9 protein-coding genes are annotated in these 12,659 nt (G+C 33.1%); 2 read left to right on the forward strand and 7 right to left on the reverse strand.

Going from position 1 to position 12,659, the window contains the following annotated elements:
- Positions 1-90: 90 nt before the first annotated feature.
- The 4 genes from LPB248_RS09115 to LPB248_RS09130 are packed head-to-tail and all read right to left on the reverse strand — an operon-like array spanning position 91 to position 5,981.
- Positions 91-558, reverse strand: a complete 468-nt coding sequence (locus LPB248_RS09115; protein ID WP_177211154.1) for a thioredoxin family protein — start codon at positions 556-558, stop codon at positions 91-93.
- Positions 559-605: 47 nt separating this feature from the next.
- Positions 606-2,090 (reverse strand): peptide MFS transporter, encoded by a 1,485-nt coding sequence (locus LPB248_RS09120; RefSeq protein WP_177211155.1) that lies wholly within the window; start codon positions 2,088-2,090, stop codon positions 606-608.
- A gap of 4 nt (positions 2,091-2,094) precedes the next feature.
- Positions 2,095-3,771, reverse strand: coding sequence for a peptide MFS transporter (locus LPB248_RS09125; RefSeq protein ID WP_177211156.1), 1,677 nt, complete (start codon positions 3,769-3,771; stop codon positions 2,095-2,097).
- Positions 3,772-3,809: 38 nt separating this feature from the next.
- On the reverse strand, positions 3,810-5,981 hold the full coding sequence (locus LPB248_RS09130; RefSeq protein WP_177211157.1) for a S9 family peptidase: 2,172 nt from the start codon (positions 5,979-5,981) through the stop codon (positions 3,810-3,812).
- A 180-nt stretch (positions 5,982-6,161) separates the two neighbouring features.
- On the opposite strand from LPB248_RS09130, the gene LPB248_RS09135 reads away from it, so the two are divergent.
- The gene (locus LPB248_RS09135) at positions 6,162-7,475 is read left to right on the forward strand and encodes a hydroxymethylglutaryl-CoA reductase, degradative (RefSeq protein WP_177211158.1); all 1,314 of its coding nucleotides are present in this window, start codon (positions 6,162-6,164) and stop codon (positions 7,473-7,475) included.
- A 95-nt stretch (positions 7,476-7,570) separates the two neighbouring features.
- A complete protein-coding gene (locus LPB248_RS09140; RefSeq protein ID WP_177211159.1) occupies positions 7,571-8,479 on the forward strand; it encodes a GYDIA family GHMP kinase in 909 nt (302 codons plus the stop codon).
- 17 nt (positions 8,480-8,496) lie between these two features.
- Here LPB248_RS09140 and LPB248_RS09145 read toward each other — a convergent pair whose 3' ends face one another.
- The 3 genes from LPB248_RS09145 to LPB248_RS09155 all read right to left on the reverse strand — a co-directional run bounded on the left by LPB248_RS09145 (position 8,497) and on the right by LPB248_RS09155 (position 12,658).
- Positions 8,497-8,937 carry a hypothetical protein gene (locus tag LPB248_RS09145; RefSeq protein WP_177211160.1) on the reverse strand — a complete coding sequence of 147 codons (441 nt, stop codon included), beginning with the start codon at positions 8,935-8,937 and terminating at the stop codon, positions 8,497-8,499.
- 257 nt (positions 8,938-9,194) lie between these two features.
- Complete coding sequence (locus tag LPB248_RS09150) at positions 9,195-11,294, reverse strand: peptidylprolyl isomerase (protein WP_177211161.1); 2,100 nt, start codon at positions 11,292-11,294, stop codon at positions 9,195-9,197.
- A gap of 107 nt (positions 11,295-11,401) precedes the next feature.
- The gene (locus LPB248_RS09155; RefSeq protein WP_177211162.1) at positions 11,402-12,658 is read right to left on the reverse strand and encodes a hemolysin family protein; all 1,257 of its coding nucleotides are present in this window, start codon (positions 12,656-12,658) and stop codon (positions 11,402-11,404) included.
- Position 12,659 lies beyond the last annotated feature (1 nt).

A 12,659-nucleotide genomic window follows, 5' to 3' on the forward strand; every position in this document is an offset into this window, starting at 1 on the left:
ATCAGGATTTTTTTAAAGAGTTTTTCTTACTAAACAAAAAAAGCCTCTTACTTAGTAAGAGGCTTTTCATTTATCTTTTTTAATTAAAAACTACAATTTCTTCGGATGCACAATTTCTTCCGCAACAGTCAACCATGCTGATGGTCCACCCGCTACATATCCTGTTTTACCAAGACCTTTAAAGTTTACCCTACCATCTTTTGTTTCTGCACTAGTAAAGAAAACCGTCGGAAAACCTTGAATTCCAAAAGCTTGCTGCAATTCGTTATTCTGACTTTTAAGTTCTGGTGTTTGAGGAACAGATCTAGGATAATCCAACTCAACTAAAACCACATTATCTGTCGCCCATTTTTTAAACTCAGCAGTCTTTAAAACTTCATTTTGTAAACGAATACACCATCCGCACCAATCACTGCCTGTAAAAAACATCAGCATAGGCTTCTGCTCTTTATTACTTACAGTAATTGCTTCTCTAACATCTGTATACCATTTTAATTCTTGTGCCTGTAGATTAGCGGCACCAATTAAGAACAAAGCAATAAGTACTATTTTTTTCATAATGGGAAATTTTTCACAAATTTATGCAAAAACTAATTACGATATAATTATTTAACTTCTTGCATTAATTTTCTAATTAACGGGGTAAAAACAATTAAAACGACTCCAGCAATTAAAGAATACAATGCTAATTGATAATATCCGTCTGTATAAGCAATAAGTTTAGACATTAACGTAGTTCCAGTATTGGCATCAGATATTTCAGCTCCCAATTTCCCAGCAGCAAATTGACCAAATGCACTTGACAGGAACCACAATCCCATCATCATTCCAAACAATCTTTTAGGCGATAATTTTGTAATTACCGACATTCCGATTGGACCAATACACAACTCTCCAAGTGTATATACAAGATATCCTAAAGCAAAAACATCTAGAGAACTTAATCCGTCTGCATCAATAAAAAATCTAGCAGAATAAAAAATGAAGAAACCTGCCGCAAGCAAAACAAATGATAAACCGAACTTAATAACAGTATTAGGTTCAATTTTTCGTTTAGCCATAAATATCCATAACAATCCTACCAACGGGCTAAAAATAACAACATACAATGAGTTGATACTATTATTTACAACATTTGGATCAATATTAAAAAATAGCAATTTGTTAGATAAATTATCTTTTGCAAACAATGACAATGAACCTCCAGATTGCTCCGAAATTGCCATAAACATAAAGTATCCGAAAATAAACACAAACGCGGCCAAAAGTTTTCGCTGCTGTTTTCCATCTTTTAACATTATCAATTCATATGCGAAATACCCTAATGCTACTATCCCCATAGTGTACATAAAGTATTCTGTAAAATCAGAATTGATAACCATTATATAAACTAATGGTATTACAACAAAAGAACCAACATATACCGCAATTTCGTAAAGATTACGTTTTTTAGGCGCATGATTTTCTAACGGAGAATTTCCAATTGGCGCTAAATGCTTTTTAGTCAAAAGAAAAGTTATAACGCCTACAATCATAACAATTGCCGCAGAAAGAAAACAAAGGCTCCAAGAATAGTTCTTTCCTAAATAAATAGGAATAGCTCCACCAAGCATTCCGCCTATATTAATTCCTGCATAAAACAATCCGTAACCAGCATCACGACGACCGTCCTTTTCATGATACAACTCACCTACCATCGAAGAAACGTTTGGTTTAAAAAAACCTGTCCCAATAATAGAAAGTGTTATTCCGTAATAAAAGAAATCATGCGGAGAAGCTGCAATAAGCAAGTTCCCTAGAATCATAACAATTCCTCCGAAAAGAAGCGATTTCTTGAATCCTAAAATTTTATCAGCAAAAATTCCACCGATAAAAGTAAATGCATATACAAAAGCCTGAATTGCTCCATATTGCAAATTTGCTTTTCCTTCCACTAGACCTAATTGGTCCACCATAAAGAAAGCTAAAACCCCACGCATTCCGTAGAAACAAAAACGTTCCCACATTTCAACCAAAAACAAGTACCACAATTGTTTTGGGTACTTGCCTTTAAAATTTTGAATTTCTTCTAAAGTAATATTGTTTTCCATTTTTTTATCTAACACCGTGCATTAATTTTTTCAATAGTGGTGTTAAAGCAAATAATAAGATTGCAGCAATACCTGTAAGTACAACAAATACCATAAAGAATTCATATAAATTATGGATTTCAAATCCTGCAAAAATTGGATTTTGCGCACTAATTTGATGGTGATCCAATAAAGATATTTGCTCTGCCGATAATGTTACTTTTTTATCTAAAACCGCCTGAAGGTCGATCCCTAATTCTTTTGCTTTTGCAAATTTATCACCCGTTGCTGGCAAAATAGAACCTAAAGTCCCTCCTAAAGCATATCCTGATGCATTAGATAAAAAGAATACTCCGTATAATAATGATGCAAAACGTTTTGGAGATAATTTACCAACCAAAGACAAACCAATTGGAGATAAACACAATTCAGCACATGTATTTAAGAAATATAATAAGATTAACCATTTAACTAGCAATAAACCAGAAGTTCCGATATAAGAAACTTGAGTTGCGATCATAAAGAAACTCACCGAAATGATCACTAAACCAGCTGCTAATTTTACAGGAGAGATCGGCTCTTTTCCTTTAGCTCTTAAAGTATCCCAAAGAATACTAAAAGGAACTGCTAAAACCACAACAAACATTCCGTTAAAAATCTGAACCATCGATGGCGGCATTGCCCAACCAAAGAAATGTCTGTCTGTTTGGTTATCTGCAATAAAAGTTAAAGACGAACCTGCTTGCTCAAACGCCGCCCAGAAGAAGATAATAAAGAACGACACGATGTAAATTACAATAATTCTATCTCTTTCAACTTTAGTCAAAGAAGTATCAGATATAATTAATCCTGCTAAAGCTAAACCACTTGAATAAATCAAAGTATAAATTAAGTTCTGACCTACAACATAATGAAAAAAGAATCCTAAAGCGATAAACGCAACTCCTGCAACTGCTAAAGCCTTATTAGAAAAGTTTGCTTTTTGCGCTTCTCCTTCTTCAAAATCCGAAGCATCATTTTTAGAAGGAAGTCCTCCTAATGGTTTTCCTTCTGGAGAAACTACATATTTATTTTTCAAGAAATAGAAAAGAACTGTCCCTAACAACATTGCAACAGAAGCTGCCAAGAACCCCCATCTAAAAGCATGAATATCTCTAATTCCTCCTGCGTCTTTAACATCTCCTAATAAAGGACAGATAGACTGACCTAAAAATGCTCCGATGTTAATTCCCATATAAAAAATAGTAAAAGCACTATCTAATTTGGTTTTTTCTTGTTTTGGATATAAACTTCCAACCATACTAGAAATGTTTGGCTTAAAGAATCCATTACCAAAAACAATTACTCCTAACGCAGAGTACATGATGATTTTTGCTAAACCTAAATTAGATCCAAAAACGCTTCCGCTCGTAAACAAAAGCAATTGTCCTATTGCCATCAATAATCCTCCTAATAAGATACAATTTCTGTTTCCTAAATATCGGTCAGCAACAAAACCACCTAACATTGGTGTCAAATAACAAAGTCCAAGAAAACCTCCATAAATTAATGACGCTTCCTCTTCTTTCATCAATAATGAATTCACAAGAAATAAAGTCAATAAAGCTCGCATTCCATAAAAATTGAACCGCTCCCACATCTCAGTTCCAAACAATACCCAAAGTCCTTTTGGATGCGCAGTTTTCACTTGATTTTCTCCCATATTATTCGTTTATTTAATTAGGTTAAATTATTTTTAGATTATAAATTTTCTTTAATAAAGTTGGTCATTTTAGTATAAAGCTGAACTCTTGTTTTTCCGCCATAAATACCATGATCTTTATCTGGATAAATTTGAGAATCAAATTGTTTATTAGCCTGAATTAAAGCCTCCATCATCTGCATTGTGTTTTGAACATGAACATTGTCATCTCCAGAACCGTGAATCAATAAAAACTTCCCTTTTAATTTATCGACATGATTGATTGGGGAGTTTTGATCATATCCGCTTGCATTTTCTTGCGGAGTCTGCATATATCTTTCTGTATAAACACTGTCATAAAATCTCCAGTTTGTAACTGGTGCAACAGCAATTGCCATTTTAAACACATCATTTCCTTGGAAAATACAGTTAGAAGCCATAAATCCACCATAGCTCCATCCGAAGATTCCAATTCTTGAAGCATCAACGTAAGGATAAGCACCAATTACTTTTGCTGCATCGATTTGGTCTTCAACCTCGTATTTCCCTAATTCTTTTTGTGTTACTTTTTTGAAATCAGCTCCCTTGTAACCTGTACCTCTTCCGTCAACACAAGCTACGATATAACCTTGTTGTGTTAAAGAAAGGAACCAGTAATCATTAGAATTATTCCACTGATTTGCCACCTGCTGAGATCCTGGTCCTGAATATTGGAACATGAAAACAGGATATTTTTTTGAAGGATCAAAATCTTTTGGTTTTAAAATCCATGCATTCAATTCATTTCCTTTTGCTGTTTTTAAAACAAAGTATTCTTTTGAAGGAAGGTTATACGCTTTCAATTTATCCGCAAGAGCCTGATTGTTTTCGATAACCTGAATTTCTTTTCCTGTTTTAGCTTCGTTTAAAGTATACGTTGTAGGCTGTGTATTACTTGAGAAAGTTGTAATAAAGTATTGGAAGTTTGGACTAAAAGTCGCTGCACTTGTTCCTGTTTTTGAAGACAAACGCACTTTATTTTTTCCGTCTAAACCAATTCTGTAAAGATCTCTATTGATAGAACCATTTTCTGTAGACTGATAGAAAATAGTTTTTGTTTTTTCGTCGAAACCGTAGTATGAAACCACTTCCCAGTTTCCTTTTGTAACTTGATTTTTAAGTTTTCCGTTTTTATCATATACATAAATATGATTAAACCCGTCTTTTTCGCTTGTCCAGATAAAACTGTTGTCTTTTAAGAACGTCAAATTATCATTGATATCTACATACGCTTTATCTTTTTCATTTAAAACTACTTTTGCAGTTGCTGTATTTCCATCAACAAACAATAGATCTAAATTATCTTGGTGACGGTTTAAAACCTGTGCCGAAAGTACATTTGCATCATTTGTCCATTGCATTCTTGCAATATAGAAATCATTATATTTTCCTAAATCTACTTTTTTCGTTGCACCTGCAGCTACATCGTAAATATGTAACGAAACTTCAGAATTTTTTTCTCCAGCTTTAGGATATTTAAAAGTCTCAATTTTAGGATATAGATCTTTATGGAAGATTGACATTGAAAACTCAGGAACCTGGCTTTCGTCAAAACGAATATAAGCTACTTTTTTACTGTCTTTACTCCAGTCGAAAGCACGAACAAATGCAAACTCTTCTTCGTAAACCCAGTCAGTAATACCATTTATAACAACATTTTTCTTGCCGTCTGTTGTAATCGCCGTAGATTTTTTTGATGCTACATCGTATACATATAAATTATTTTCTTTTGCGTAAGCGATTTTTGTTCCGTCAGGTGAAAATGTTGGTTCTTGAATCTGAAAATCAACAAGTTTTATCAAGGATTTTGCTGCAATATCATAAAGGAAATAATCAGCAGTAAAAGAGTGACGGAAGATTTTAGAAGAATGACAAGCAATTAAGATCTTTTTTTCAGAAGCATCAAAAGTGTAGCTGTCAATTCCGTCTGCAAGTTCTTTGAAGTTTTTAGTATCGATAAGATTTGATACTTTTTTCAGGGTAGCAAAGTCGTATAAATCAATCTGCATACTTCTGCTCGCCTGATCAACATTTAAAACAGTATATTGATTTGTATTTTTCAGCGATTGTAGTTCATCCATTCCTTTTGCCCGGAAAGTACCGCTAAAAACATTTTCGACAGTTATTTTCTGCTGTCCAAAAACAACCGCAGTTAAGAATAAAAGTACTGCAGTAAATTTGCTTGTATTCATTAGAATTATTTTAAATATAAAAAGAGCCCAATTTTAGTAAAAAAAATAAACATAATACACATTTTAAGTGTTAAATGTTAAAAAAAATAACGATTGCGTACTTTCATGTCTGAAATAGATTGCAATCAAAACTCTTAAAATAGTATCTTTGCCGCAACATTATTATTTAATACATTGAGAATGAACAACGCTGTTGCCGGATTTTCTAAATTATCCAAAAAAGAAAAAATTAATTGGATTGCAAATGAATATTTTTCAAATTCAGAAGAGGCGCAAAATATTATAAGAAATTACTGGAATTCAGACGAAAAGCTTCAGCAGCTTCATGATGAATTTATAGAAAACACCATTACAAACCTTTATATCCCACTTGGAGTTGCACCTAACTTTTTGATCAACGGAAAATACAAAACCATTCCGATGGCAATTGAAGAAAGTTCTGTAGTGGCAGCAGCTTCAAAAGCAGCAAAATACTGGTCAACAAGAGGCGGTTTTAAAGCTACAATTATAGATACTGAAAAAATCGGACAGGTTCATTTTACTTACAATGGAGATGCAGAAAAATTAAATACCTTTTTTGACCAGATAAAACCAAAATTCTTCTCAGAAACGCAAAGCATTACCAAAAATATGCAACAACGTGGCGGAGGAATTTTAGACATCAAACTAAAAGACAAAAGAAGTTTACTAGAAAATTACTACCAGCTTCATGCTACTTTTGAAACTAAAGATAGCATGGGTGCTAATTTCATCAATTCTTGTTTAGAGCAATTTGCTACAACTTTAAAAGAAGAAGCTCAAAATTCTGACTTATGTCAAAATAACGAAAAGCTTGAAGTTATAATGAGCATTCTCTCGAATTATGTTCCACATTGTCTTGTTAGAGCTGAAGTTTCTTGCCCAATTGAAGATTTAGCAGAAAAACACATAACCAATCCGCAAGAATTTGCAGAGCGTTTTGTTCAAGCTGTTCAAATTGCAGAAATAGAACCTTTTAGAGCGGTTACACACAACAAAGGCATCATGAATGGTGTTGATGCTGTCATTCTAGCAACCGGAAATGATTTTAGAGCTGTAGAAGCTGGTGTACATGCTTATGCAGCTAAAAATGGCCAGTACGCAAGTTTATCGCATGCGAAAATAGAAGATGGAATTTTCACTTTTTGGCTTGAAATTCCGCTTGCAGTGGGTACCGTTGGCGGTTTAACTTCTTTGCACCCTTTAGTAAAACTGTGTTTGGAAATTTTAGAAAAACCATCTGCTCCAGAGTTAATGGAAATTGTTGCTGTTGCTGGTTTAGCGCAAAATTTCGCCGCATTGCGTTCCTTAACCACAACAGGAATTCAGGAAGGACACATGAAAATGCACCTTAATAATATTATCAATCAATTTGAAGCTACCGATGAAGAACGTCATTTAATTAAAGCGCACTTCAAAAAAACAGCTGTTTCTCATAGCGCTGTGGTTGAATTTATTGAGAATTTAAGAAAATAATTAGAAGCTAATCCCGCTATCCGTTTCAATCTTTTGCTTTTTTAAAGAAAAAAAGCAAAAGGATTTCCACTGCTATCGGGGCTAAAAAATAAAGCATGAAGAATACCTTTTACAGTAACGGAAAACTTTTTATTGCTGGAGAATATCTAGTTTTGGATGGAGCAGATGCATTTGCGCTACCAACAAAATTTGGTCAGGATTTAGTAATTGAAGACTCAGAAAACAAACAAATTGAATGGAAAAGTTACGATTACGATAAACACTTGTGGTTTGAAGAAACCATTTCATTTGACGAAGTTGTAAAAGGCACAGACTCTCACATTGACACTGTAAAATCGACTTTAGTCAACATTTTACATGAAGCTTATATTTTAAATCCAAAATTTATCGATAATGCTAACGGATATAAAGTAAGCACACATTTGAGTTTTCCAAAAAATTGGGGACTAGGAACTTCTTCGACTCTTATCAATAATATTGCACAGTGGACTGAAATCAATGCTTTCACCCTACTAAAAAACAGTTTCGGTGGAAGTGGTTACGATATTGCGTGCGCACAAAATAATACGCCAATTTTATACCGCATAAAAGATAATTTCGTAAAGCAAGTCGAATTTAATCCAGATTTTACACAACACCTTTATTTTGTGTATTTGAATAAAAAACAAAACAGCAAATCTGCCATATTCTCCTACAACAACCACAAAGGCAATCATTTAGCCGCTAATGTTGCAGAAAACAATAAAATCACGAATGAAATTCTTCACGCCAAAACATTAAAAGAATTTGCGTCGGCGATTCAGAAACACGAAATTCATTTAAGTAAAGTTTTAGAAATGCAGACGATAAAAGAGGCTGTTTTTCCTGATTTTAATGGTGTTATCAAAAGTTTGGGAGCTTGGGGAGGCGACTTTATTCTGGTAGTCTCTAAAGAAAATCCGAAAGAATATTTCTTCAATAAAGGATATGAGACAATTTTGACTTATGATGAAATGATTTTATAATTCATTTCAAGAAGCTATTAGTTTGCTTTTTTACTGCTTTTAACTTCTTTTGTCTCCAAACGACGAACCGATTTATCTTGTTCATTTGACTCTATAAGTCTATTATGCAAGCGTTCTGCCATTTTTTCTATGCTATTTGTAATAGAATCATAAACAACCTCCATCCGTCGGTGTTTCTCTTCTTTTACTGCTTTCAAAACATCTTCGACAAAAACTTTATCATATTTTTCAGCAACAGAATCATGTGTATTCGTCAATCTGATCACATAGTCGTTACTTAAAATGGTCACTTTAAAATGTTGTTCCTCGTTACTCAAATAATATTTTCCACCCAATTCATCAACATTGATGTCGGTGCTGCTCACTTTTAAAAGCTCTGTAATAATACCATAGATGTGGCTCTCTATTTTGGTATATACTCTCGGCTTCTTTTTAAAAATTTTAAAAGTAAAAAACATTAAATAGGCGATTTGTTTATTAGCTCATTATTCTTCTTTACCCTATTTCCTCGCAAAAGCTAAAAATATGTTAAAGTGAAAATCGAGCAAATTAACTGTAATAATTTGAAAATCACAAGTTTTTTAAATTAAATTTCGATAATCCCTATATACTTTAAGAAAATTAACACAAAGTAGATTTTCTTAATTTTATAAAAAACAAGAAACCCGAAACATATTAATGTTTCGGGTTTCTTGTTATGATAAATTACTTTTAATTAGTAATTAAATTGTAATCTGTTATCTTCAATTTTAGCATTGTTTTTTAACGCTGGCAATACTCTGTTTACATCAGATGCGCTTTGAGCTTTTACTTTCTCTACGTAAGCTGCATGATTAGCAATTGCTGGAGCTTTTACTGTCTTAATGTTTTTAACTACATAAACACCAGTATTTCCTTCAATTGGAGTAGAGATTTTGTTTGCTGCTAATGCAAATGCATTACCTACTACTCTTGGCTCTTGTCCAACTCCACCAGGTAAAACTGGATTATCAAGAGTTACATCTGCAGCTTGTTGAACAGCAACTCCTGCAGCTTTAGCAATAGCTTCAAGGCTTGAACCTTGCATTTTAGCTTTTAACAATTCTGCTTTTTTCTTGTTTTTCAAGATTGGCTCTACATAAGGTCTAGCCATATCAACAGAAACTAAACCTGATTTGTTTTCACCTTTATATTGTGCGATAACGTGTCCGATGTTTGCAATTTCGAAACGTTTTACGTCACCTTTACTTGTTTCTTTATCAAAAGCCCATCTTACAATGTTACGTTGGTTTCCTAATGGTCCAAACGCTTCATCCATAGCTTTTGCATTAACAGCTGGAGCAACTTTTAATCCTAATTCTTTTGCTGCAGCATTGAAGTCTTTATCAGCAGCATCCATTTCAAATTTAGTTGCTAATGTAAATACTTTATCAGAAGTAGCTTCAGATGGTTCAATTTTTTGAGCAATTGTAGCTAAACGAATTCCGTCTTGTTTGTCTGTAATTTTGATTACGTGAAATCCAAAAGGAGTTTCTACTAAACCAACTTTACCAATTCCGTTGCTGAATACAAAATCATTGAAAGGTTTTACCATTTGGTTTGGCCCAAAATATCCTAAGTCACCACCTTGCTGTGCAGATGAATCATCAGAACTTGTAAAAGCTAACATCATAAAACTATCTGGATTAGCTTGAACTTGTGCTAAAATTTCTTCAGCTTTAGCTTTAGCTTCTTCTTTAGTTCTTTTTTCTTTTTGGTTTGGAGTTTGAGATCCTTCGTAACCAATTAAGATATGACTAGCTTTTGCATTAACTCCAGCTTTAAATCCTTGAGATTTAGAAATTGCATAGTATCTTCCGTAAACGTATGGTCCGTAGATTGCTCCAGCAGGTAAGCTGAATAATTTGTCAGCATCAACTGCTGGCAATGCATTTTTAGGAACATAAGTAGAATCGTAAGGAACATCAGAATTTGCGTTTACAAATTCAGCAATGTTTGTAGCATTTTTAAACCCTGGCAATGTATCGTTTTTACCAGTTTTTGCATTGTAAACAACACTTCCTGATAATAGCGCAGTTAATTTAGCTTTAATTTCAGCCTCATCTTCTTTAGATGCTTTATCTTCAACTAAAACGTATTGAATTTCGCGAGTTGCATCTGCTTTGAATTTTTTCTCGTTTTTCTTCATGTAAGCTACGATCTCATCATCAGAGATTTTTACTTCACTATCTTTAATAGAAGAATAAGGAGCTGCTGCAAAAGCAAAACTTACTTTATTAGCTTCCATTTCATACTTTAATTTTCCTTCACTAGCAGTTGTGTAAAGACCCGATTTAATTAAAGTATTATAGATTTGAAATTTTGCATTCAATTCAGCATCTTTCTCTTTTTGAGAAATGTATTGCGCCGCTTCTGGGTTTGATTTAAAATAATCTTTGAACTTAACAACATCAAACATTCCTGCTGCGTTTAAGAACATTGGGTTTTTACCAATATTTGGATCTGATTTTAAAACCTCTAAAATGTGTTTTTCACCAACTCTCAATCCTAATTTATCAAACTGTGATGATAATAAAGCGATTGAAACTTCTTGATCCCAAACTCTGTTTGCAGCTTCAGTGGAAGTTATTCCTTGTCCACTTTTTTCAACATTACTAACTTTAACTCTAAAGTCTTCAAATGAAATATCTTTTCCATCGATGCTTCCTACATCTTTTGAACTTTGACCGAATGTTCCTCTTGTAAATAGATCTTGTATTATAAATGCAAATAATGCAAGTGCAATAACTCCTATCAATAAAGCGGAACGCTGTCTAATTTTTGCTAAAACTGCCATTTTATTATCGTTAATTTTATATTCAGTTTGCGAAAATACAATTATCTAGTTAATAACAATACAACTAGCGTTTTATTTTCAACATTTTTTTTCATTAATTTAAAAAATCACTCTTTAATTGTCATTTTGACTAGTTCTATTTTCTTATTTGAAGCCTCTTCAATAGAAAAATGAAACTTATCTATTACAATTTTGTCTCCTTTTTGTGGGATTTCTTTAGTATGATTTACAATAAAACCTCCTAATGTGCCATAAGAATCTTCTTCTGGAATCATTAATTTATAGGTCTCGTTCAAATACTCAACATCTAATCTAGTAGAAAACAAATACTTCCCTTCTCCTAATTCTTCTTCGATTAATTCTTCATCCAAATCGTGCTCATCTTCAATCTCTCCAAAAAGCTCTTCCACAATATCTTCAATTGTAATAATTCCAGAAGTTCCTCCATATTCATCTAAAACAACTGCAATATTTTTTCGTTTTTTGATCAATAAATTCAGGACGTCTTTAATCAGAATTGTTTCTGGCACAAATTCGACTGTCATTAAAACCGATTTTATAGTTGCTGGCTTTTTAAACAAATCAAACGAATGAACATATCCAACAATATCGTCTAATGAATTCTGGCTTATGATAATCTTAGAATATCCCGTTTCAATAAACAAAGCTCTAAGATCATCAACAGTATCAAAAAGATCGATATCTACAATTTCTGTTCGAGGCGTCATAATATCACGTGCCTTCACACCAGAGAATTCTAATGCATTTTGAAAAATCTGAATTTCAGAATCTACCTCTTCGTCTTCTTCAACAGTACTCATTTGTTCTGTTATATAATTTCCTAACTCTATACGGCTAAACAAATGAATTTGATTTCCTTCTGTTTTAAAGAATTTACTTAACACAAAATCGGCTATCCAAATAAAGAAAGTAGAGATGTAATAAAATAATCGATAGAACAGATAAGCTGGAAGCGCCAGGATTTTAATTAAAGAATTGGCATAAATTTGAAAAAACACCTTTGGAAAAAACTCCGAAGTAAGCAAAACCACAAATGTGGCAAGAAGTGTCTGAATAAGTATATTCCACCAATCAGAAAAAATCAATCCAAAATAAGCCATCCAGCTTAAAATAAGATCGCCCATAAAAAAGCCGTAAATCACCAAAGCTACATTGTTGCCAATAAGCATGGCAGCAATAAATTTGGATGGGTTTTCGGTTAGCTTGGTTAAGATTCGAGACAGGAAATCATCTTGTTTCTTTTCGATTTCAAGATAAATTTTGTTGGCGGATGTAAAAGCAATTTCCATCCCAGAAAAAAAGGCAGCTAGTATTAAACATATTATTATAATACTAATTTCCATT

Origin of the sequence: Flavobacterium sp. LPB0248 (genome assembly GCF_013388355.1) — a bacterium.
In the GTDB taxonomy this organism is placed as follows: domain Bacteria; phylum Bacteroidota; class Bacteroidia; order Flavobacteriales; family Flavobacteriaceae; genus Flavobacterium.